Origin of the sequence: Aquitalea sp. FJL05, assembly GCF_003852595.1 — a bacterium.
GTDB classification, from domain to species: domain Bacteria; phylum Pseudomonadota; class Gammaproteobacteria; order Burkholderiales; family Chromobacteriaceae; genus Aquitalea; species Aquitalea aquatilis.
The window spans coordinates 123,807-146,621 of sequence record NZ_QAJS01000001.1; the positions used below are offsets into that span (position 1 = coordinate 123,807).

At 60.3% G+C, this 22,815-nt stretch carries 15 protein-coding genes; 7 read left to right on the forward strand and 8 right to left on the reverse strand.

What is annotated here, in order from left to right:
* The 4 genes from adeC to DBR44_RS00615 form a co-directional block, all read right to left on the reverse strand.
* On the reverse strand, positions 1-1,440 hold the full coding sequence (adeC, locus tag DBR44_RS00600) for an AdeC/AdeK/OprM family multidrug efflux complex outer membrane factor (protein WP_124641034.1): 1,440 nt from the start codon (positions 1,438-1,440) through the stop codon (positions 1-3).
* Positions 1,440-4,583: an efflux RND transporter permease subunit gene (locus DBR44_RS00605; protein ID WP_124641036.1), complete on the reverse strand. Its 3,144-nt coding sequence runs from the start codon at positions 4,581-4,583 to the stop codon at positions 1,440-1,442. Before DBR44_RS00605 ends, adeC begins: the two co-directional genes overlap by 1 nt.
* Positions 4,584-4,598: 15 nt before the next feature.
* Entirely contained in the window at positions 4,599-5,762 is a 1,164-nt protein-coding gene (locus DBR44_RS00610; protein WP_124641038.1) for an efflux RND transporter periplasmic adaptor subunit, read from the reverse strand.
* 528 nt (positions 5,763-6,290) lie between these two features.
* Positions 6,291-7,868 (reverse strand): ABC transporter substrate-binding protein, encoded by a 1,578-nt coding sequence (locus DBR44_RS00615; RefSeq protein WP_124641040.1) that lies wholly within the window; start codon positions 7,866-7,868, stop codon positions 6,291-6,293.
* 257 nt (positions 7,869-8,125) lie between these two features.
* On the opposite strand from DBR44_RS00615, the gene DBR44_RS00620 reads away from it, so the two are divergent.
* Both DBR44_RS00620 and DBR44_RS00625 read left to right on the forward strand, forming a co-directional pair.
* Positions 8,126-8,740, forward strand: a complete 615-nt coding sequence (locus DBR44_RS00620; RefSeq protein WP_124641042.1) for a M15 family metallopeptidase — start codon at positions 8,126-8,128, stop codon at positions 8,738-8,740.
* 145 nt (positions 8,741-8,885) lie between these two features.
* On the forward strand, positions 8,886-9,716 hold the full coding sequence (locus DBR44_RS00625) for a hypothetical protein (protein ID WP_124641044.1): 831 nt from the start codon (positions 8,886-8,888) through the stop codon (positions 9,714-9,716).
* 190 nt (positions 9,717-9,906) lie between these two features.
* Here DBR44_RS00625 and typA read toward each other — a convergent pair whose 3' ends face one another.
* On the reverse strand, positions 9,907-11,721 hold the full coding sequence (typA, locus tag DBR44_RS00630; protein WP_124641046.1) for a translational GTPase TypA: 1,815 nt from the start codon (positions 11,719-11,721) through the stop codon (positions 9,907-9,909).
* A gap of 151 nt (positions 11,722-11,872) precedes the next feature.
* Here typA and DBR44_RS00635 point away from each other — a divergent pair, with 151 nt between their 5' ends.
* Positions 11,873-12,757 carry a hypothetical protein gene (locus DBR44_RS00635; RefSeq protein WP_124641049.1) on the forward strand — a complete coding sequence of 295 codons (885 nt, stop codon included), beginning with the start codon at positions 11,873-11,875 and terminating at the stop codon, positions 12,755-12,757.
* Positions 12,758-12,907: 150 nt separating this feature from the next.
* Here DBR44_RS00635 and DBR44_RS00640 read toward each other — a convergent pair whose 3' ends face one another.
* The gene (locus DBR44_RS00640) at positions 12,908-13,897 is read right to left on the reverse strand and encodes an NAD(P)H-quinone oxidoreductase (RefSeq protein WP_233578248.1); all 990 of its coding nucleotides are present in this window, start codon (positions 13,895-13,897) and stop codon (positions 12,908-12,910) included.
* 106 nt (positions 13,898-14,003) lie between these two features.
* Here DBR44_RS00640 and DBR44_RS00645 point away from each other — a divergent pair, with 106 nt between their 5' ends.
* Both DBR44_RS00645 and ccoS read left to right on the forward strand, forming a co-directional pair.
* A complete protein-coding gene (locus DBR44_RS00645; protein WP_124641051.1) occupies positions 14,004-16,439 on the forward strand; it encodes a heavy metal translocating P-type ATPase in 2,436 nt (811 codons plus the stop codon).
* A complete protein-coding gene (gene ccoS / locus DBR44_RS00650; protein ID WP_124641053.1) occupies positions 16,439-16,636 on the forward strand; it encodes a cbb3-type cytochrome oxidase assembly protein CcoS in 198 nt (65 codons plus the stop codon). Before DBR44_RS00645 ends, ccoS begins: the two co-directional genes overlap by 1 nt.
* Before the next feature lie 319 nt (positions 16,637-16,955).
* On the opposite strand, the gene DBR44_RS00655 is transcribed toward ccoS, so the two are convergent.
* A complete protein-coding gene (locus DBR44_RS00655; protein ID WP_124641055.1) occupies positions 16,956-18,449 on the reverse strand; it encodes a C69 family dipeptidase in 1,494 nt (497 codons plus the stop codon).
* A gap of 268 nt (positions 18,450-18,717) precedes the next feature.
* Between DBR44_RS00655 and DBR44_RS00660 the strand changes: the two genes are divergently transcribed.
* The gene (locus DBR44_RS00660; protein ID WP_124641057.1) at positions 18,718-20,034 is read left to right on the forward strand and encodes an MFS transporter; all 1,317 of its coding nucleotides are present in this window, start codon (positions 18,718-18,720) and stop codon (positions 20,032-20,034) included.
* A gap of 272 nt (positions 20,035-20,306) precedes the next feature.
* Positions 20,307-20,717, forward strand: coding sequence for a VOC family protein (locus tag DBR44_RS00665; RefSeq protein ID WP_124641059.1), 411 nt, complete (start codon positions 20,307-20,309; stop codon positions 20,715-20,717).
* A gap of 20 nt (positions 20,718-20,737) precedes the next feature.
* Here DBR44_RS00665 and DBR44_RS00670 read toward each other — a convergent pair whose 3' ends face one another.
* Entirely contained in the window at positions 20,738-22,804 is a 2,067-nt protein-coding gene (locus tag DBR44_RS00670) for a bifunctional diguanylate cyclase/phosphodiesterase (protein ID WP_124641061.1), read from the reverse strand.
* Between the last annotated feature and the right edge of the window lie 11 nt (positions 22,805-22,815).

Consider the following 22,815-nt stretch of genomic DNA (forward strand, 5'->3'; position numbering starts at 1 on the left):
TTAGCTGCCCTGCTCCGGCGCTTGCCAGCCGCCGCCCAGCACCTTGTACAGGGTCACCAGGTTGGAGGCCTGCGACAAGCGGGTGCTGATCAGGTTTTGCTGCGCAGAATACAGGCTGCGTTGTGCCAGCAACAGGGTGAGATAACTATCCACCCCCACCTTGAAACGGGCTTCAGACAGCTGCAGGCTGCGTTGACTGGCCTGCACCAAGGCCTGTTGCGCCCGCAACTGGGTGCCCACCGTGCCACGCACTGCCAGCGCATCGGCTACCTCGCCAAAAGCAGTCTGAATGGCCTTTTCATACTTGGCCAGCGAGATGTCGCGTGCCACTTTGGCCGATTCCAGATTGGCGCTCAGGCTGCCGGCATTGAAGATGGGCAGATTGATGGAAGGGCTGAAGCTCCAACTGCCGCTACCTGCCTTGAACAGATCGGACAGATTGCTGCTGCTGGACCCGGCACTGGCCGTCAGGCTGATGCTGGGGAAAAACTTCGCCCGCGCCGCACCGATATTGGCATTGGCTGCTTTCAGGTCGTGCTCCGCCGCCAGAATGTCAGGGCGGCGCTGCAGCAGCTCGGACGGCAGGCCAGCCGGCAAGTCGGTAAGCCGGCTCTGGGTTTCCAGTTGGCCTCCTTGCAGGATGCCCGCCGGAATGCTGGTGCCCACCAGTAGGGTCAGCGCGTTTTCATCCTGCGCAACCTGACGCTGATAGCTGGCCTGATCGGCCAGTGCCGACTGCACGGTGGTGTCGGCATCGCTCAGATCCAGCTCGGTTGCCGCGCCCACCTCCAGCTTGCGCCGGGTCAGCTCATACGAAGCCTGCTGCGACTTGAGCGTGTTCTGCGCCACCTGCAAGTGCTGCTGGTCTGCCAGCAGGGTCAGATAGGCATTGGCCACTTCGGCTACCAGCGAAATCTGCGTGCTGCGCCGGGTTTCTTCCAGCGAGAAGTAGTTTTCCAGCGCCTGCTGTTTCAGGCTGGACAAGCGCCCGAACACATCCAGCTCGTAGGCACTGAAACCGATACCTGCGGTGTAGCTATGGCTGATGTATTCCTTGCCGGTAGCGCTGACGCTGGCCGGTACGCGCTGGTTGCTGCCACTGCCGCTGGCACTGATAGCCGGGAACAGATTGGCTTTTTCAATCTGATACTGCGCGCGCGCCGCTTCGATATTCAGTGCAGCCACGCGCAGATCGCGATTGTTTTCCAGCGCCAGCCCTATCAGCTGCCGCATGGCCGGATCAGTGAAAAACTGCTGCCAGGCCAGTTGTTCGGCCGGGGTGCTGCCAGTCTTGCCGGCCGGCACGCCCAGATAAGCCGGGCCGCTCGGCCATTGCGCCGCCACTGGCGACGCAGGCTGCTGATACTGTGGAATCAGCGAGCAGCCCGCCAGTGCGCTAGCCAGCAGCGACAGGCTGCACAGCTTGATGAATCGGGACATTACAGGCCCTCCTTGCTGATACCGTGCATGTCGTCTGCCAGTTTCTTGGGCGGGAAGCGACGGCGGATGACCACGAAAAAGACCGGAACCAGGAAAATCGCCAGTACGGTGGCCGAAATCATGCCGCCCATCACCCCGGTACCAATGGCATTCTGGCTGCCGGAACCGGCGCCATGGCTGATTACCAGCGGCAAGATGCCCAGGATGAAAGCCAGCGACGTCATCAGGATGGGGCGCAGCCGCATGCGTACGGCTTCCATGGTGGCGGCAATCAGTTCCTTGCCGTGCTCCTGCTGCTCCTTGGCAAATTCCACGATCAGAATGGCATTCTTCGAAGCCAGGCCGATGGTGGTCAACAGGCCCACCTGGAAGTACACGTCATTGGACAGGCCGCGCACACTGGCGGCCAGCAAGGCCCCGATCACCCCCAGCGGCACCACCATCATCACCGAGAAGGGAATCGACCAGCTTTCATACAGCGCGGCCAGACACAGGAAGACGATGAGCAGCGATATGGCGTACAGCGCCGGTGCTTGCGAACCGGACAGGCGCTCTTCATAGGACAGCCCGGTCCATTCGTAGCCGATGCCAGCCGGCAGCTGCTTGATCATGTGTTCCATCTCGCTCATCGCCGTACCGGTACTGACACCGGCAGCGGGTGAGCCCTGGATTTCCACCGACGACTGGCCGTTGTAGCGCTCCAGACGCGGCGAGCCAAAGCCCCAGTGCGAGCTGGCAAAGGCCGAGAACGGTACCATGCTGCCGCTGCTGTTGCGCACGTACCAGTTGCCCAGGTCTTCCGGTGACATGCGATAGGGTGCATCGCCCTGCAGATAAACCTTCTTGATGCGGCCACGGTCGATGAAGTCGTTGATATAGCTGGAGCCCACCGCCGTGCTCAGCGTGCTGTTGATGTCCGCCACGGACACGCCCAGGGCATTGGCCTTTTCGTGATCGACATCCAGCAGGTATTGCGGGTTGTCGCTCAGACCGTTGGGGCGCACCGCCATCAATAGCGGGTTCTTGGCGGCCATGCCCAGCAACTGGTTGCGGGCGGCCATCAGCTTGTCATGTCCCAGACCGGCACGGTCCTGCAGTTGCAGGTCGAAACCGGAGGCATTGCCCAGCTCCATCACGGCTGGCGGGGCAAAGGCAAAGATCATGGCATCGCGGATCTGGCTGAATGCACCCATGGCGCGGCCGGCGACCGCCTTCACGGTCAGGTCGGGCCGGTTACGCTGATCCCAGGGCTTGAGCTGGACAAAGCCCAGACCCATGTTCTGGCCGCTGCCGGCAAAACCGAAGCCGGAAACGGTAAACAGCGAGTTGACGGCCGGGTCTTGCAGGAAATGCTTTTGCACTTGCAGCAAGGCAGCATCGGTACGTTCCTGGGTGGCACCCGGCGGCAATTGCACCTGGGTAAACAGAATGCCCTGGTCTTCTTCCGGCAGGAAGGATGTCGGCAAACGCATGAACAACACTGCCATGGCGATGATGATGCCGATGTAAATCACCATATAACGCAGTGATTTTTTCAGCATGCGTGCCACGATACCCTGATAGCGCTCGCTATTGCGGTCGAAGGTGCGGTTGAACCAGCCAAACACGCCGCCGTATTCATGGCCGACGCCGTGGCCTTTTTCCACTGGCTTGAGCAGGGTGGCGCACAGGGCCGGGGTCAGCACCAGGGCCACCAGTACCGACAGCGCCATCGACGACACCACGGTAATGGAGAACTGACGGTAGATGACGCCGGTGGAGCCGCCAAAGAAGGCCATCGGCACAAACACGGCGGCCAGTACCAGCGCAATGCCGATCAGCGCGCCGGTAATCTGCCCCATGGATTTGCGCGTGGCTTCGCGTGGTGGCAAGCCCTCTTCACTCATCACCCGTTCGACGTTTTCCACCACCACGATGGCATCATCCACCAGCAGGCCGATGGCCAGCACCAGGCCAAACATGGTCAGGGTGTTGATGGAAAAGCCGGTGGCTGCCATCACGCCGAAGGTACCCAGCAGCACCACCGGTACGGCAATGGTCGGGATCAGCGTGGCGCGGAAGTTTTGCAGGAAGACATACATCACCACAAACACCAGGCCGATGGCTTCCACCAGGGTCTTCACCACTTCTTCGATGGAGATCTTGACGAAGGGGGTGGTGTCATACGGATACACCGCCTTTACACCCTTGGGGAAGTAGGCCGACAGCTCGGCCACCTTGTTGCGCACGGCCTGAGCCGTGTCCAGTGCATTGGCACCGCTGGCCAGCTTGATGGCTACACCGGTAGCCGGCTTGCCATTGAACAGGGCCTTGGTGCGGTAGGTTTCTGCACCCAGCTCGATGCGGGCCACATCCTTGAGCAGCACGCGCGAGCCATTGGCATTCACTTTCAGCAGGATTTTGCCGAACTGCTCGGCACTGGACAGCCGGGTCTGAGCAACGATGGTGGCATTCAGTTGCTGGCCCGGCTTGGCCGGCAGGCCACCCAGCTGGCCGGCCGACACCTGGGCATTCTGCGCGGTAATGGCGGTAGAAACGTCACCCGTGGTCAGCTGGTAGCTGTTGAGCTTGTTGGGGTCCAGCCAGATACGCATCGAATACTGCGAGCCGAACAAGGACACTTCACCCACGCCATTGACCCGGCTGAGGGTGTCCTGCAGGTTGCTGGCAACATAGTCACCCAGGTCGGTGCCGTTCATGCTGCCGTCTTCCGAGACGAAACCCACCACCATCAGGAAGTTACGCGCCGACTTGGTCACGGTAATGCCCTGCTGCTGCACCACGGTGGGCAAGGCAGCCATGGCAGACTGCAGCTTGTTCTGCACCTGCACCTGTGCGGTATCCGGATTGGTGCCGGCATCGAAGGTCATGGTGATGCTGACCGCACCGGTGTCGTCACTGGTGGAGTTCATGTAGCGCAGATGATCGATACCCTGCATCTTCTGCTCGATCACCTGGGTCACGCTGTCTTCCACGGTTTTGGCCGAAGCACCGGGATAAGTCGCGTTGATGGCGATCTGCGGCGGCGCGATGGCCGGGTACTGTGACACCGGCAGGCTGCGAATCGACAGCAGGCCGGCCAGCATGATCACGATGGCGATCACCCAGGCAAAGATCGGCCGGTCAATAAAAAATTTCGACATGAATCTTTTCCCGGTTTACTTGGCGGCGGATGCGTTGGTTTTCAGCGCTTCGGGTTTGACGGTTGCGCCATCCTGTACCTTCATCAATCCTTCCACCACGATGCGCTCGCCCCCTTGCAGGCCGCTGTCCACCAGCCACTTATCACCCACGGTCTGGCTGGTCTTGATAGTGCGGGCGCTGACTTTATTGTCCTGGCCCACCACCATCACGATGGCATCACCCTTCTGGTTGCGCGTTACCGCTTGCTGCGGCAGCAGTAAGGCATGCTGGCGCACCCCCTGCTCCAGCCGCGCACGGACAAACATGCCGGGCAACAATTCGCCGGTGGGGTTATCGAACACCGCGCGCAGCGTCACCATGCCGGTGCTGGCATCCACCGTGATGTCGGAGAACTGCAGCTCACCCTCTTTGGCATATTCACTGCCGTCTTCCAGGATCAGTTTTACCTTGGCCTTGCCCGGCTGGCTTTGCACTGCGCCCTTGGCAAAGTCACGGCGCAGATGCAATAGCTCGGTGCTGGACTGGGTCATGTCGACATAGGCCGTCGCCAGTTGCTGCACGGTGGCCAGGGCGGTGGTCTGGTTGGCCGTGACCAGGGCGCCGGCGGTCACGCTGGATTTGCCAATGCGGCCGCTAACCGGCGCGGTGATGCGGGTGTAGGCCAGATTGATGCGGGCGGTTTCCACGGCAGCCTTGGCGGTGGCCAGGTCTGCACGCGCCTGCAGCAAGGCGGCATGGGCATCGTCATTGTCCTGGCTGCTGATGGCCTTGATTTCCACCAGCTGCGCATAGCGCCGGGCCTTGAGTTCTGCCGATGTCAGGGTTGCCTCGGCCTTGGCCTGGCTGGCCTGGGCGGTCTGGTAGGCGGCCTGGTAGGTGTCGGGATTGATCTGGTACAGCACCTGACCGGCCTTGACCTCGCTGCCTTCGGCAAACAGGCGCTTCTGAATGATGCCGCCAACCTGCGGACGGATTTCAGCCACGGTAAAGGCGGAAATACGCGCCGGCAACTCGCGGCTGAGAACGGTATCCTGCGCTTGCAGGGTGATGATGCCGACGCTGACCGGGCCGGCAGCAGGCATGCCGCCGGTTTGCGACTTGCCACAGCTGCTCAGTGCAGCGGACAGCAGCAATGCGGCGACAAGCTTGAGAGCGGGTGAAGCTTGCTTGATGTGCATAAACATTCCAGAGCTTGATGATGATGAAGAACTGCACTGTGCCGGGTCTGAGCGCCCAGTCGTTCAGTTGGCTTATTTTAAATACATACGCGGCTGTATGCTTGCAAATAAGCAGGTAAATTCTGGTAAAGCATAGGCAAGCAGGCTGCGGACGGCCGGTTTTATGACTCAATACGTCAATTTTTAAACCAAATACAAGTTAATTATTCAACCGTAAGCTTCACAATAATGACATTAGTACAACAGTACGTAGGTTTACTTAGGTATTTTCACGAATTATCTGCAGATTATCTGAGTAATTACTCAGAAATAAGTAAGATAGGACTAACAGATACAGCGAGCAGGCAACAATATGCCAGCCGCCTGAATACTCTGTGACAAGCTGCCGGGCAGGCCTTGGGGAAGGCTCCGGCAACGATGTGCGAACACATCGGGGAAGATGCGTGCAAGCGGGAACAGACTGCCAACGCAGTCAACAAGCCAGACCTTGCTGGCAGCGGGAACAATCCCGCTGCCAGCCGGGGCGGCCTATTTCACATAGACATCCTCAAAGCCGAACGAACCGTTCGGATTCATCACAAAGCCCTGTACTTCCTTGCGCATTGGAATGTAAATGCGCGAATGCGCCATGGTGATCCACGGCCGTTCGCGTTTGAAAATGTCCTGCGCTTTCAGGTAGTAAGCCGTGCGCTGCTTGCGGTCGTTGGTCTGCCGGGCTTTCAGCAATAGCTGGTCAAATTCCTGATTGCAAAAACGCTGGCCATTCTTGCTGACGCTGCAGGAGAGTGAAGTCCACAGAAAATCATCCGGATCGCCGGAGTCGCTGGTCAGGCCACTCATGTAGACATCATGCTCGCCCTGCCCCGCCCGTTTCAGATACTCGCCCCACTCATAACTCTGGATATTGGCCTTGACGCCTATCCTGGCCCAGTCTTGCTGGATCATCTGCGCCATCAGCTTGCCATTGGGGTTGGTTGGCCGCTGCACCGGCAAGGCCCACAGATTGATGCTGAAGCCATCCGGGTAGCCTGCCTTGGCCAGCAACTGGCGCGCGCGCGCCGGATTGTATTCATTGCGGGTTTTGCCATTCCAGCCCCATACCGCCGGCGGAAACGGATTGACCGCCTGCGTGGCACCACCTTTGGGAAACAGCGCCTTGAACAGGGCGTCGCGATCAATGGCGATATCCAGCGCTACCCGCACATCACGACTGGCCAGCTGTGGCCGTTTCAGGTTGTAGGCCAGGTAGGAAATATTCATGGCCCCGGTACTGTCGACCTTGATGTTGCGGTCGGTTTGCAGTCCGTCCAGATCCGCCTCGCGCACAGCAGCGGCCAGCTGACATTCATTGCCTTTCAGCTTCTGGATACGCACCTGCGGGTCGGTGACGATGGCGAAAATCAGGCTGCGGGTGAGTTGCGGCCGCCCCCAGTAGTCCGGATTGGCCAGCAGGCGTACGGCCGAATCCTTGGCATAGCTCTTGAACTGGTATGGCCCGGTGCCGACTGGTTGCTGGTTGATGTCGGCAGCGCGGTTCTGCTGCAGCAGGTGGTCTGCGTACTCGGCTGACTGCATGCCGGCAAAGCCCATGGCCAGGAAGCTCAGAAAGGTGGCATTGCGCTCTTTCAGCTGCAGTCGCACCGTGTAGGAGTCGATTTTCTGCACGCTGGCTACCGACTGGGCGATCCCGTAATTGGCCGGCCCCAGTAGCTGGGTCTTGAATGCAGCATTGAATGGCAGCTCGGGCTTGATCCAGCGCTGCACGGTGAACACCACGTCATCCGCCGAAAACATACGCTTCGGGCTGAAATAGTCTGTGTGCTGAAATTTCACCACCTTGCGCAGATGAAAGGTATAGCTCAGCCCGTCTGCCGATATTTCCCATTTGCTGGCCAGTGCCGGTACGATTTCCACCCCGCCGCGCTTGAAGGCAACCAGACCCTGGAAAATCTGCCGTGTCACATTATAAGTGGACGCGCTATCCCATAACGCCGGATCAAAGCCTTCCGGTGCTGTCTCCGCGCAGAACACCAGAGGCTTGGCGGCCAATGCCGGCAAGGCTGCAGCGCTCAGGCACGCCGCCAGCAGCAGCTTGTGCAATTTCATTGAAATCTCCCTCATGCGGTGACTGCAGCATTGCCATGCCACCAAAGCCCGCATCATAACCGAAAGCGCAAAGCTGCCGCCCAGCACTGGCGCAAACAATGACGCACCTGCCTTGCGCGGGCAGGCTGCGCCGCGGGTCATTGCTTCGCCCTGCCTGCTCGTGGAAGATACATGGCGGAATGCTGCTTACATGATGACGACTGTTGCAACATGCCGCCTGTTTGCCACGACTGAGCCAGATCAACCGGAATTGCCCCATGCACATCACCACCATCCAGCTGGAAGACGTACTCGCCCATCCGGAATACATCTCAATCCACCAGATGCCAGGCATCCACCTGGATTTACGCTATGCCGGCGTGGACAACTTCATCGGACACAATCTGTATGGTGATTTTGATGGTGGCCTGCTGCACAGCCAGGCCGCCAGTCAATTGGCTCGCGCGGCGACAATCCTGCAAGCGGAACGACCGGGCTGGCGCTTGCGGGTACTGGATGCACTACGACCCGGGCGGGTGCAGCGCCTGCTGTGGGACCGGGTGAAAGGCACGCCGCAGCATATCTACGTAGCCGACCCGGCGCGTGGTTCAATCCACAGCTTTGGCATGGCGGTGGATGTGACACTAGAAAACGAGCACGGGCAGCAGCAGGACATGGGCACCCGCTTTGATGATTTCTCGCTGCTGGCACAGCCCTGCCAGGAAAGGCAGATGTTGCAGGCCGGCCTGCTCGACCATCAGCAGCTCAAGCAGCGCCAGCTGCTGCGCAGCTGTATGCAGCAAGCGGGTTTTCATGGCATCGCCAGCGAATGGTGGCACTTCGAGGCGGCTGATCGTGGCTGGATTCGCGCCAATATGCTGCTGGTGGAATAAGCCCGCCACTCGTGCGCAGCACGCCGGCGGCGGTTGCGCTAACTTGACGCCGACCGGGAAATCAAGTCTCATCCACCCTGCAATTATTAAAACAATTTAAACAAATATCCGAATACGCGCGGGCATGGTGCAGATGAGTGAGGCAATGAAAGACAGCGTGACCTATAGCAGTGCCGCTTCGTTTTCCCAACTGCAGCTGAAACTGCAGGCCATTATCCGCCGCAGCCCGGACCCGGCGCTGCGCCAGCTGTGCCTGGGCGCGCTGGAGCGGATCTTCGCCATCAAGTCGATGCTATGCATGCCGTTTGATATGGTTTATGCCAGCCAGGCCGCCCGGCTGAGTGAGCAGCTGGGCGAGAGCACTTTTGCAGGCTTCATCCGTAGCGAAGACGGGCTCAATCAGCTGGAACAGGAAATGCGCAAGGTATTTTCCTTTATCGAACGCCAGCATGGTGGCGTGGTATTCCAGCGACTCAACGGGCTGGCGGCCGCACTGGCCTGGGACATCATCGAGGCGCTGCTGCGCGACTTCATCGAGCTGAGCTGCAACCGCAGCCCGCTGCTGGTGCTGGATGCGCTGGAGCAACTCAAACCCATTCATCGTGACAAGCTGTTTCGCAGCGAAGTGCTGCAGCGACACAACTTTGCGGTACAGCACAAGCTGGGCAGCATTCTGCTGGAAGAAAACAATATCCGCGGCGTGGAGCGGCTGCGCCTGTGGCTGAAGCTGCTTTTCCCGCAGGAGAACACCCTGCTCGCCTATCTGGATGACCCCTTGCTGGACACCCTGCAGGCGCGGCGCGAAACCATTCTGCACGATCACTCGACACAGGATGCCACGCTGATTCTCAGCCGCGACGATGTCAATATTTCGGTTATTCGCGCCATCAAGCTGTGCCTGCTGTTGTCGATGGACGTCAGCATGGCGCCTGCAGCCGCCGCACAGACTGCTCCCGCAGCACTGGCCCGGCTGTAAGGGTTTAGGCAAAAAAAATCCCGGCAGAGACCGGGATCAAACGTTTAGCGGGGATAGATACGAGGCGGGAACCTCGTATTTGAATTTATATCTATCAAATAACCCCCAGTCAACTAAATATTTACTTACATATAAAACTAGTCGTAAAAAAAGGCAGCCATTGGCTGCCTTTTGTCACTCCGCTGAAAGATCAGGAAGCTTGCTTGTTCATCTTGCGGCGTTCGTTCTCTTGCAGGTAACGCTTGCGGATGCGGATGGACTTCGGCGTGATTTCTACCAGCTCGTCATCATCGATGAATTCCACTGCCGATTCCAGAGTCATCTTCATCGGGGTGGTCAGACGAACGGCTTCGTCAGTACCGGAAGCGCGCACGTTGGTCAGCTGCTTGCCCTTGACCGGGTTAACCACCAGGTCGTTGTCGCGGCTGTGAATGCCGATGATCATGCCTTCATACAGCTTGTCGCCCGGGGAGACGAACATGCGGCCGCGATCTTCCAGCTTCCACAGTGCGTAGGCAACGGCTTCGCCGTTTTCCTGGGAAACCAGCACGCCATTGTGGCGACCCGGCATGTCCGGCTTAACCGGGCCGTAGTCGTCGAATACGTGGCTCATCAGGCCGGTACCGCGCGTCATGGTCATGAAGTCGGACTGGAAGCCGATCAGGCCACGTGCCGGAATATGGTATTCCAGGCGGGTACGACCCAGGCCGTCAGATTCCATATTGGTCAGTTCGCCACGGCGACGACCGATTTCTTCCATGATGCCGCCCTGGTGATCATCTTCCAGGTCGATGGACAGGTTTTCGTACGGCTCGCACTTCTCGCCGTTCACTTCCTTGTACACCACGCGCGGCTTGGCCACGGCCATTTCGAAGCCTTCGCGACGCATGCTTTCCAGCAGGATGGTCAGGTGCAGTTCGCCACGACCGGATACGCGGAACACGTCGGAGTCTTCGGTTTCTTCAACACGCAGCGCAACGTTGGTCAGCAGTTCCTTGGTCAGGCGGTCACGGATCTGACGGCTGGTAACGAACTTGCCTTCGGTGCCGGCCAGCGGCGAGGAGTTCACCATGAAGTCCATGGTCAGGGTCGGTTCGTCCACGGCCACCATCGGCAGGCCTACCGGTTGTTCCTTGTCACAGATGGTGACGCCGATACCGATATCGTCCAGGCCGGAAATGATGATGATGTCGCCAGCTTCGGCTTCTTCAACCGGTACGCGTTCCAGACCCTGGTAGCCCAGCACCTGGTTGATACGGCCAGAGGCTACTTGTACTTCATGGTTCATCACCACAACTTGCTGACCCGGCTTGATGCGGCCATTCAGTACACGACCAACGCCCAAGCGGCCGGTGTAGGTGGAATAGTCCAGCGCGGAAACTTGCAGTTGCAGCGGCGCTTCCGGATCGCCCGGCGGGGTCGGCACGTGCTTGAGCACGGTTTCGAACAGCGGACGCATGTTGTCGGACTCTTGATCCAGTTCCAGCTTGGCAAAGCCGTTCAGGCCGGAAGCATAGATGATGGGGAAGTCCAGTTGTTCGTCGGTGGCGCCCAGCTTGTCGAATAGGTCGAAAGTTTGGTCTACCACCCAGTCCGGACGGGCGCCCGGACGGTCAACCTTGTTGATCACCACGATCGGACGCAGGCCCAGAGCCAGGGCTTTCTTGGTCACGAAACGGGTTTGCGGCATCGGGCCTTCAACGGCATCCACCAGCAGCAGTACGCCGTCTACCATGCCCAGTACGCGCTCCACTTCACCACCGAAGTCGGCGTGTCCCGGAGTGTCCACGATATTGATGTGCACGCCTTCGTATTCGATGGCGGTGTTCTTGGCCAGAATGGTAATGCCACGCTCTTTTTCAAGATCGTTGCTGTCCATTACGCGTTCATCTACCTGCTGGTTCTCGCGGAAGGTGCCGGACTGGCGCAGCAACTGGTCAACGAGGGTGGTTTTGCCATGGTCCACGTGGGCAATAATGGCAATATTACGAATCTGTCGTGTCATGTTTCGGAATTCGGTCGGTTGAAGCGGAAAAATCGTACGATTCTATCACGTAGCACAGGCTTAACCCAAAGCATTATCGCGACAAGGCATGATGATTTGGTTACACTGCGCGCCATTTCCCCCTGCAAACCCGGATATTGAGGAGTCGACCATGTATGACTGGGACGCCCTGTGGCATGAACATGAAGGCTATCGCACCGGCTTCGATGTGCAGCACAACGACGCCAACCAGCTGGCCGACGAGCTGTCGGCCAAACTGATGAAACCGGCACAACACCCCACCGACGTGGCGGTATACGAAACAGCAGACAAATTCATCCTGGCCGGCCATGCCGATGGGCTGCAGCTGCTGGAAGTGTTCAAACACGGCCTGTTTGACATCACCCTGCGCCTGGTGAGTGAAGACGAGGGCCTGGAACTGACCCTGCCCTATGTGGAAATCCACGTCGACAATCTGGCAACCGAAGAACAGGCCGTCTGGCGTGGTGCAGTGCGCCGCGATGAGGAAGGCCGCATCTGGGTAGACAGTCGCACCCTGGATGAGCAGGTGATGCCGGCCATGCCGTTTGACGATCTGTCCTTCACCGACAACGCCCGCTTCCGCGATGAGCTGCACCGGGTATGGGAAGAGGACTTGCCCACCCTGCGTCCGCTGATCGAGGCCTGGTTTGATCACACCTCGCTGGCCGGCGAGGCAGAAGCACACCACTATGGCGACGAAGGCCGGGTGCAGCAGATCTGCGACCGCTACGCAGAAATCGTGCGCCGCGAGCAGGCCGCCCTGTCGCGACTGTTCTCCGACGCCGAGCTGCGGCTGATCGCCCATGTGCTGCAAAACGTACGCTTTGAAGAGGCCGCATCCTGCCGTGGTGTATGGCTGGCCGTGGAGGCCTGCATGATAGACGAAGAGCTGGACCAGCACTTCAAGCTGGATGGCGAGGCACTGCTGGGCAAGATGAAGGCGCTGTCCTACGCCCAGGAAGTCGCCCTGATCGAAGCGCTGTCACCGCTGCCGCCCGCGACAGCCGCCGAATAAAGCTTCCAGTGCAGCCAAGGCCCGTTCTCGCCAGAGACGGGCTTTTTTGCGGGCAAAAAAAGGGGAACGATAGCCGCATCGTCCCCTAATCCCATCCATACCAGTCAGAGGCAGAGCACCTCCCACGCCGCACAATGTACTGGCGACGGATTACGGCGTCATGACAGGAAAGAAGGTCAATACCACCTTGCCCAGATTGGCATTGGCCTCCATGTGGGCATGCGCGTCCGCCGCCTGTTGCCAGGGGTAGCTGCTATCCAGCGTCAGTTGCAGCTGGCCGGCCAGCAAGGCTGGCAACACCTCCCGCTCCAGCGCCTGCGCCAGACGGGCCTTCGCTGTCAGCGGCTGTGAACGCAGGGTGGAGCCAATCAGTGACAGCCGCTTGACCAGCAGCAAGCCCAGATTGAGCTCGGCCTTGTTGCCGCCCATCAGGCCGATATTCACCAGTCGGCCATCCTGCTTCAGGCTGGCCATGTTTTCGGCCAGATAGGAGGCACCGATCGGGTCGAGAATCACATCCACCCCGCCCCACTCCCTGACCTTGGAAGAAAAGGCCGGCAGCGCCTTGTAATTGAATACCTGCTCCGCCCCCAGTTCCTGGCAGAAGGCCAGCTTGTCGGCACTGCCGGCGCTGGCAAAGGGGTGCGCGCCCAACCATCGCGCCAACTGGATGGCCGTGGCCCCGACGCCGCTGGCACCAGCATGGATCAGGATATTTTGCCTGGCTTGCAATTGCCCCACCTGCACCAGATTCAGCCAGGCGGTCATCCACACTTCCGGCAGGCTGGCAGCCTCCACCCACGACATGGCATCCGGCTTGGCAATGGCCAGCGCCTCGTCCAGCACGGCGCATTCGGCATAGCCGCCACCGGCGATCAGGCCGAATACCGCATCGCCTTCCCGAAAGCGACTGCCAGCATCCGCCTCGATTACCACCCCAGCCACTTCCAGACCAAGAATGCTGCTGGCACCCGGCGGCGGCGGATAATGCCCGCTGCGTTGCACGATGTCGGCACGATTCACCCCGGCCGCCATCACCTGCACCAATAGCTGGCCAGTCTGGCGCTGCGGCCTGGCGGTTTCTCCCAGATAAAGGGTATCCGCACCACCGGGTGCGCTTTGCAATATCGCCTGCATCATCTTGCTTTGCCTTTCCTTGCACTGCCTGCTCTTTAGCGAATTTCACTCGTCATGAAACTGAGCCAGATCAAGCAATGCGTCCGAGTATTGTTTACAATGGCGCGCCATGACTGATCACTGCTTCCATTGCGGCCTGCCCGTCCCCGAGACTGTCGATTTTCCGGTGCGTTATCGCGAAAAGACCGAAGCCACCTGTTGCGCCGGCTGTCAGGCCGTCGCGCAGACCATTATCGACTCCGGGCTGTCCGACTACTACGCTCACCGCACGCAGGGTGCGCGCCAGGGCGAGGTATTGCCGGCCGATATTTTGCAGCAGATTCAGCTGTACGACTCGGAAGAATTGCAGAAAAGCTTTGTCCATGTCAGCGCAGGACAAACGCGCGAGGCCGCGCTGATGCTGGAAGGCATTACCTGCGCCGCCTGCATCTGGCTGAACGAGCAGCACATCCGCCAGTTGCCCGGCGTGCTGGCAGTGGACATCAACTATACCAGCCACCGTGCGCGGGTGAGCTGGGACAACAGCCGCATCCGGCTGTCGCAGATCCTGCAGGCTATCAGCGCCATCGGCTATCGCGCCCACCCTTACGATGCCGAACGGCAGGAAGCACTGGCACAGAAGCAGCGCAAGCAGGCCATCAGCCGGCTATGGGCCGCCGGCCTGTCGATGATGCAGGTGATGATGTACGCCGTGCCGGTGTACCTGGCACCAGATGGCGACATCGACCCGGACTTCCTGTGGCTGCTGCACTGGGCCAGCCTGATCCTTACCCTGCCGGTGATGCTGTACTCCGCCGTGCCTTTCTATCAGAACACCTGGCGCGACCTGAAAACCGGCCGCGTCGGCATGGACACCCCCGTCACCATCGGCATTTTCACCGCCTTTTTCGCCAGTCTGTGGGCGCTGATCAACAAGATTCCGCATGGCGTGTATTTCGACTCGGTATCGATGTTCGTCTTTTTGCTGCTGGGCGGGCGCTATCTGGAAAGCATCGCCCGGCGCAAGGCCGGCGAGGCCACCGAAAGCCTGGTGCGTTTGATCCCGGCCTTTGCCCACCGCGCCAACGACTGGCCGGCCAGCCGCGATACCGCAGAAACCACGGTAGCCATGCTCAATTCCGGCGACGTGATTCTGGTGAAACCGGGCGAAACCATTCCCGGCGATGGCCTGGTGCTGGATGGCCACAGCGCCGCCAATGAATCACTGATCAGCGGCGAAAGCCGCCCGGTCAGCAAGCAGCTCGGCGATGCCGTGGTGGCCGGCAGCGTCAATACCAGCAGCCCGCTGTTTATCCGCATCAGCCAGACCGGGCAGGAAACCCGGCTGGCCGGCATTGTCCGTCTGCTGGACAAGGCGCTGGCAGAGAAGCCGCGACTGGCGGTGGCGGCCGACCGCTTTGCCAGCTGGTTTGTCGCCCTGCTGCTACTGGCAGCGGCCGCCAGCTATATCGCCTGGCACTTTATCGAGCCGGCCCGGGCACTGTGGATCATGGTGGCGGTACTGGTCGTCTCCTGCCCCTGCGCACTGTCGCTGGCCACTCCGGCTGCGCTGACCGCTGCCACTGGGCACCTCGCTGCACTGGGCGTACTGACCACCCGTGGCCACGCTCTGGAAACACTGGCCAAGGTTAGCGACGCGGTATTCGACAAGACCGGCACCCTGACTCATGGCGATATGCGACTCAGAGCGCAGCAGCGGCTGGCCGATCTGGACGATGCCGTAACACTGGCCATCGCCGCCGCACTGGAACAGGCATCGGAACATCCGGTGGCGCAGGCACTGAAGCTGGCGGCAGCCGACCTGCCGCTGCCAGCAACGGAACGGCTGGACAGCACGCCGGGCAAGGGTGTGGAGGGCGAAATCGCCGGCCAATCCTGGCGGCTGGGTTCGGCAGAATTCATTAATGAATGGCTGCCGGCACCTGCGCAGCTGCCACAGGACTGGCATGCCCACTGCACCCTAGTGGTGTTGGCCAACCGACAGGCGGCACAGGCGGTATTTGCCATTGGCGACACGGTACGCGATGACGCCGCCGCCATGGTGCAAGCCTTGCGCCAACGCGGCATTGCCATTCACCTGCTCAGTGGCGATGGTGCTGGCGCGGTGCAAAGCCTGGCCGACAGCCTGGGCATTGCCGACTGGCACGCCCGCGCCACGCCGGAAGACAAGCTGGCCTTTGTCGGCCAGTTGCAGCAAGCCGGCAAGCGGGTGCTGATGGTGGGTGATGGCATCAATGATGCGCCGGTGCTGGCCCGCGCCGATGTATCGCTGGCCATGGGTGGCGGCACCGACGTGGCCCGCGCCAGCGGCGACATGGTGCTGATGGGTGACCAACTGGCGCTGATTCCGACAGCATTGACACTCGCGCGCAAGACGCTGGGCGTAATCAGGCAAAACCTGTGGTGGGCAGCCGGGTATAATCTGCTGGCGCTGCCACTGGCGATGACTGGCCACGTTACACCGTGGCTGGCCAGCCTGGGGATGGCCGCCAGCTCGCTCATCGTGGTGAGCAATGCCCTGCGACTCGTCAAACGGAAATCCTGATGGAAAGTCTTTACCTGCTTATCCCGCTTAGCATCGTGCTGGCTTTTGTCATCGCAGTGGTGTTCTGGTGGGCTACCCGCTCCGGTCAGTTTGACGATATGGAAGGTCCGGCCCACCGCATCCTGATGGACGACGACCGCCCGGTCACGCCCAAAGCAGCCCCCCCCACCCCGCCCGAGGCCGACTCGCGCGGCTAGGGCCTGTTAACACGATGTTTTCTGCGGCGCAGGCCCTGAAAGGTTGTCAATGCAAGGCGGAGGGTGCAGCGCTTGGTGGCCCCAAGCGCAAATCCGACAACGCAGCAGTGGCAAGCTGGTCGGGCCTGCCCTGCGGGGCGGATGTTGAGCGGCGCACTGCCTTGTCAAACCGCGCTGGCAGGGAATGCCCTGCGGCGCGCGGTTTTTCGCGCATTGCATCCCCTCAACATCCGCCGCCGTGAAAAAAATAGCGTTAACAGGCCCTAGCACACCATGGCATGCCGGCCGCACGGTCTGGCCGCTCAAAACCAGCGCAAGCCTACAGTCCCTTGATCTTTTCCAGTTCTGCCGGGCTGTATTTCTTCTCGGTGGACTTGGTGATATCCGTCAGCAAAGTGGCGTTGAGGTCACGCGCCGATTGCACACCCCACAGCATCATGCCGTTGCTCCACTGATTGGCAAATGCCAGCGCAGCGTCCGGCGCAGTGGCGTGCAGGCTGCGCAACATGCCATCCACGGCGGCCTGCTGCGTAGTCAGCCGCGCTTCCTGCTTGCCCTGCCAGGCCTTGAGCAAGGGGCCGTACTTGGCCGGCTGGGTCTGCGCCAGGCTGGCATTGGCGCGGAAAGCCCAATACGCCGATACGGTATCGTAGCTGGCCGAGCCCTGGCGCAGCGGTTGCGGCACGTCCTTGAGCGCGCCTTCATACAGCGGCAGCAACAGCGCTCCGGCGGGGCTGCCAAATGACTGCCAGGTGAGCGCGGCCAGCTCGGCCGGCATGTCCGCCCGTAGTTGAATGATGTGGGTTTCGATGGTCCGATCCACGCCCATCGGGCGGTCGGCATCCTTGACGCTGGCCAGCGCGGTGCCATCAAAGCGTGCGCGCAGCACACGGGCGACATCACTCACCGAAATGGCCTTCTCGGGCTTGATGGTCAGCGGATACTGCTGCTGGCGGATTTTCTGGGTGAGCGAGGGATTGAGCAGATGCTGGCCGAGCCATTCGCGATCCACATTGTAGCGATCGCCAATCACGCCAAAGGCCTTGGCAAAATTGAAGCGGCGGCGATCCACCTTGTCCAGCAGGCCATGCTTGCTGACGAAATCAGCCAGACCAGGACTGGCGACTACATTGGCGCTGTCATCCAGATCGATATCATGCAAGCGCAAGCCGTTGGCCACCATGATGTAGCTATCCTGCGGCACGCGATAGGCAAGGTAGTGATGGCCGGAGCCGATTTCCATATACCAGGCCTCCTGCTGGTCGGCGATCAGCACGCCATTGCCCTCACCCGCGCCGTAATGGTCGATATAGCCGGCCAGCAGCGTCACCGCCTCACGCGCGCTGCGTGCCTGCGGCAGCAGCAAGGAGGGAATCGCTGCCTCCACCACGCTGCTATCGATCAGCGGGTCGGCCTTCTTGGCGCGCTCGTTCACTTCCGCGCTATTGCTGGCAGATACCGCCACATTATGCTCATTGACCCCGCGTTCTTCGTACAGGCCGTCGCCACTTGGGGTATCACCATTCCAGTCCATCAGCCCGCTATAGCGCAGCAAGTGCGCCGGTGCCGGCACCTTGAGCCCGTTCTTGAAGCTCAAGACCTCGTCTTTTTCCGCATTGCGTGCCGCATGCAGCACCAGCCGCTTGTTCCAGTTATTGATGTAATAGTCTTCGTTGCGGGCAATGATGACCGATCCATCAGCCGAGGCCTTGTTGCCCACCAGCAAGGAAGAGCAAGCCTGCGTGCCTTCAGCAGCAGCCAGCAAGGTGAGTGCGGCAAATGAAATAGCAGATAAGCGGCCGATCTGAGACATGATATTCCCCATATGCAGTAGATAAGTGACACGAAATGCTATTCCTGCCACTGCTTTCATGCACGACTCCGCCAGCACGCCAGTTGATTTTCATCAAGTATATTCAAACATGCTAATTTTCATGCCTGCACCGCAGCAGGCTCACGCCATGGCCAGCCCAGCCACACGCGGTGGCAACTGACAAACAGTCAAAGTGTCGTCCAGCAAGGCTGACAGCCGCATTTGAATACGTTAGCATGCGTTTCCCGCCTTTTCGTGCTGACAAACCGTGAAAACAGACTTCAGTTTTTTTGGCTCCCGCCGCTTTCTGCCCTTGTTCGGCACGCAGTTTCTGGGCGCATTCAATGACAACCTGCTGAAAACCGCCATCGTGGTGCTGATCAGCTACCACGGCCTCAGCCTGAATGGCTTGTCACCGGAACTGCTGGTGAATATGGCGGCCGGGGTATTCATCCTGCCCTTCTTCCTGTTCTCCGCCACGGCGGGCAAGATTTCCGAGCGCTTCGACAAGGCCATCATCGCCCGCTGGATCAAGCTGGCTGAAATCGGCATCATGCTGCTGGCTGGCAGCGGCTTTTTCCTGCACTCAGCCGGCCTGCTGATGTCTGCCCTGTTCCTGATGGGCTGCCACTCGGCGTTTTTTGGTCCGCTCAAGTATTCGGTGCTGCCGCAATATCTGGATGAGCACGAACTGGTGGGCGGCAACGGCATGATCGAGATGGGCACTTTTCTTGCCATCCTCATCGGCCAGATCATCGGCAGCCTGATGACCCAGGGCGGCCCGTGGATTACCGTTGGCCTGCTGCTGGGCACCGCCGTGTGCGGCTGGCTGTTCAGCCGCCGCATGCCAACCGCACCGCCCGGCGCGCCGCACCTGAAACTGTCCTTCAATTTCATCGGCGACTCGGTACGACTGGTTGGCGAGGCCTGGCGCATCCGCGATGTACGCAGTGCCATTCTCGGCATTTCCTGGTTCTGGCTGATGGGCGCGGTGTACACCACCCAGCTCCCCACCTTTACCCGCCTGCACCTGGGCGGCAATGCCGATGTCTATACCGTGATGCTGGCGCTGTTTTCCATCGGCATCGGCCTGGGCTCGGTGATTTGCGCCAAGTTGTCGCACGGCCAGTTGCAGCTTGGGCTGGTGTTGCTGGGTAGCGCCGGCATGACGCTGTTTGGCGGCGATCTGGCACTGGGTGCCATGTCGCATTACCATGGCCCACTGTTGACGCTGTCAGACTTCCTGAGCCAGCTCAGCAGCTGGCGTCACATGCTGGATGTTGCCATGCTGGGTTTCTTCGGCGGCTTCTTTACCGTGCCGCTCTACACCTGGCTGCAGGTTTCCAGCCCGGACAGCTTCCGCTCGCAAGCCATTGCCGCCAACAACATCATCAATGGTTTCTATATGGTGGCCGCAGCGCTGGCCAGCGTGCTGGTGCTTAAGCAGTTCGACAATATCTCCTACCTGCTGCTGGGCACGGCCGTGCTGAACATTCTGGCCTCCGCCCACCTGCTGCTGCAGGCACCCATCATCTGGCAACAGCGCAGCCATTGGCTGAAAGCCCTGCTGGAAGACCGCCGCTAAGCCAAGCGGGCGCAGCAAAAAAAGACCGGCCACCACGCAAGTGGTGCCGGTCGCAAGAGCATTCGGTGGCGTCAAGGCCCGAAACCACCGAAAGCGGGAGGGTCGCCAACAGGCCGTCAGTACTTGATTGCCTGTTAACGGCAGAAGAGGTTCCGAGAACAGAACCAGCTCCTGTGGTGCTGAGTGTCAGTCAGTGCCACCATTGTGCTGGCCACGCCACCATGCGTCCAATTGATTGAAATTAGATTTTCAATATAGATTATCTATTAACCATGTCAGACACGCCCCTGCCGCTGCGCGGCCTGCATCACGTCGCCCTGATCACCGCCGACTATGCCCGCGCGCGCGACTTTTACCACCGCATTCTTGGCCTGCCCATCGTCAGCGAGAGCTGGCGTGCCGAACGCCAGTCGTGGAAGCTGAACCTGCAGCTGCCGGATGGCATCCAGCTGGAATTGTTCAGTTTCCCCACCCCGCCCGCGCGTCTCAGCCGGCCGGAAGCCTGCGGCCTGCGCCATCTGGCGCTGAGTACGGATGATCTGGAGGCATTGCGGGCGGCACTGCTTTGTCAGCAAGTACCTTGCGAGGATATAAGGCTGGACGCGCTGACCGGACAGCGCTTTTTCTTCTGCCAGGACCCGGACCAGCTGCCAATCGAGTTTTACCAAACCACCAAAGCGTAGTCATTCCCGCCAATGGCAACTCAGCACTGGCCGGCGCGAATGAAAGCGAGAAAGTCCTGGCGTGGCATGGGGTAGGCAAACAGATAACCCTGGGCGTAGTCGCAGCCTGCCTCCAGCAGCAGCTGGCGCTGCGCCTCGGTCTCCACCCCTTCGGCAATCACCCGCATGCCCAGTTTGTGCGCCATGGCGATCACCGCCTCGGTAATGGCATGGTCGGTATTGTCACTGGACAGACCAGCGATGAAGCTGCGATCTATCTTCAGATAATCGATATTGAATTTTTTCAGATAGGACATGGCGGAGTAGCCGGTGCCAAAGTCGTCGATACTGACCTCCACCCCCGCCTGATGAAAGCCCAGCAGGGTGTTGACCACCAGCGGCCGCTCATCCAGCAGCAGCCCTTCGGTGATTTCCACCGCCAGACAGCCAGTCGGCAGCTGCCGTTCGGCGATTTCATGCAGCCAGTGGCGGCAATCGCCGCTGATGAACTGGCGCGGCGAGATATTGACGCTAACCTGCCCGTCCGGCCAAGCCGCAATCAGCTCCAGTGTCTGCTGGAACACCAGATTGCCGATATCGCCGATCATGCCGATTTCCTCGGCCACCGCGATGAAATCGCCGGGCAGCAGCACACCCTGCTCGGGATGGTGCCAGCGCAGCAGTGCTTCAGCCTTGACCACCCGGCCGCTGGCCAGCTCGACAATCGGCTGGTAATACGCTTCGAATTGATTGTCGCGCAAGGCCAGGCGCAGGCTGTTGCCCACCTTTTGCCGGCGCTGCGCCTCGACCTGCAAGGACGGGGTGAAATAGCTGGAGCCATTGCGCCCAGCGGCCTTGGCCGCATACATCGCCTGATCGGCGAAGCTGACCAGGGTTTCCAGCTCGGTGCTGTCATCCGGGTACAGTGCAATGCCAATGCTGGCCGACACATAAACCTGATTACTGCCCAGCAGGAAAGGCAGGCCCAGCAAGCGGATGATTTTGCCGGCCACCAGCCCGGCCGCCTGGGCGTCGCTGATGTCGGGCAGGATGACCACAAACTCGTCGCCGCCCTGGCGGGAGACGATGTCGCTATTGCGCACCACGGCACGAATGCGCTCGGCCGCCTGCTTCAGCAGCTGGTCCCCCATATGGTGGCCCAGCGTATCGTTGACTTCCTTGAAACGGTCCAGATCGATAAACAGCAGCGCCAGATTGCTGCTCATGCGCCGCGCCCGCTCCAGCTCTTTGGCCAGACTGTCGCGCAGCAGCCGCAAATTGGGCAGGCCGGTCAGGGCATCGTAGTTGGCCTCGTGCCAGATTGCCTGCTCCATGCGCTTGCGTTCGCTGATATCCAGCATCAGGCCAACCAAGCCGCCCAGGCTGCCATCAGCCTTGTCGAAGGTCGCCTTGTAGAACATCACCTCGTGCCGGCTGCCATCGCCATACACCACCTGGGTTTCGTAAACCTGGGTGCCACGGCTGTCAAACAGGGCCTGGTCTGCCGCCTGGTAACGGGCGGCCAGATCCGGCGGGGAGATATCGAATACGGAATGGCCGATCAGCTCGCTGCGCGGCCTGCCCAGATATTGCTCGAAGGCGCTGTTGCAGCCGATATAGCGACCGGTCTCGTCCTTGTAGAACACCGGATTGGGAATGGTATCGATCAGACGGGTGATGAACTGCAGCTGGTCCTTGACCGCGCGCTCGGCGGCGCTACGTTCGGACACATCCAGCAGCATGCCGATGATGGCCGGCCGCTCGCCAAAACGCGTGCTAACGCCAAAAACTTCCACATCCAGCTCGGAACCGTCCTGCCGCACACCGCGAAATGCATAGTGGCTGCTCTGGCTGTCGCCCTTGATGCGGCTGTCGATTTCCCGGCGCACCATGGCCTGGTCGCGCTGGGCGGTGAGCTGGCGCGGGCCCATGCCACTGCATAACTGTTGCTGGCTGTAGCCAAACAGCTCGGCCAGCCTGGCATTGACGAAAACGAAGTGATCGTCCTGGATGACGTACACCCCGATGAGGGCATTGCTGCACAGCCCCAACAGCAGCGGCCCTGCCTCGTGCAGCAGCCCGTCCAGCATGGAAGCGGTCTGATTCATGATGTCGGCTT

Coding starts and splice junctions, on each gene's coding strand:
- adeC (WP_124641034.1), bottom strand. CDS start 1,440: ATGTCCCGATTCATCAAGCTGTGCAGCCTGTCGCTGCTGGCTAGCGCA.
- DBR44_RS00605 (WP_124641036.1), bottom strand. CDS start 4,583: ATGTCGAAATTTTTTATTGACCGGCCGATCTTTGCCTGGGTGATCGCC.
- DBR44_RS00610 (WP_124641038.1), bottom strand. CDS start 5,762: ATGCACATCAAGCAAGCTTCACCCGCTCTCAAGCTTGTCGCCGCATTG.
- DBR44_RS00615 (WP_124641040.1), bottom strand. CDS start 7,868: ATGAAATTGCACAAGCTGCTGCTGGCGGCGTGCCTGAGCGCTGCAGCC.
- DBR44_RS00620 (WP_124641042.1), top strand. CDS start 8,126: ATGCACATCACCACCATCCAGCTGGAAGACGTACTCGCCCATCCGGAA.
- DBR44_RS00625 (WP_124641044.1), top strand. CDS start 8,886: ATGAAAGACAGCGTGACCTATAGCAGTGCCGCTTCGTTTTCCCAACTG.
- typA (WP_124641046.1), bottom strand. CDS start 11,721: ATGACACGACAGATTCGTAATATTGCCATTATTGCCCACGTGGACCAT.
- DBR44_RS00635 (WP_124641049.1), top strand. CDS start 11,873: ATGTATGACTGGGACGCCCTGTGGCATGAACATGAAGGCTATCGCACC.
- DBR44_RS00640 (WP_233578248.1), bottom strand. CDS start 13,897: ATGATGCAGGCGATATTGCAAAGCGCACCCGGTGGTGCGGATACCCTT.
- DBR44_RS00645 (WP_124641051.1), top strand. CDS start 14,004: ATGACTGATCACTGCTTCCATTGCGGCCTGCCCGTCCCCGAGACTGTC.
- ccoS (WP_124641053.1), top strand. CDS start 16,439: ATGGAAAGTCTTTACCTGCTTATCCCGCTTAGCATCGTGCTGGCTTTT.
- DBR44_RS00655 (WP_124641055.1), bottom strand. CDS start 18,449: ATGTCTCAGATCGGCCGCTTATCTGCTATTTCATTTGCCGCACTCACC.
- DBR44_RS00665 (WP_124641059.1), top strand. CDS start 20,307: ATGTCAGACACGCCCCTGCCGCTGCGCGGCCTGCATCACGTCGCCCTG.
- DBR44_RS00670 (WP_124641061.1), bottom strand. CDS start 22,804: ATGAATCAGACCGCTTCCATGCTGGACGGGCTGCTGCACGAGGCAGGG.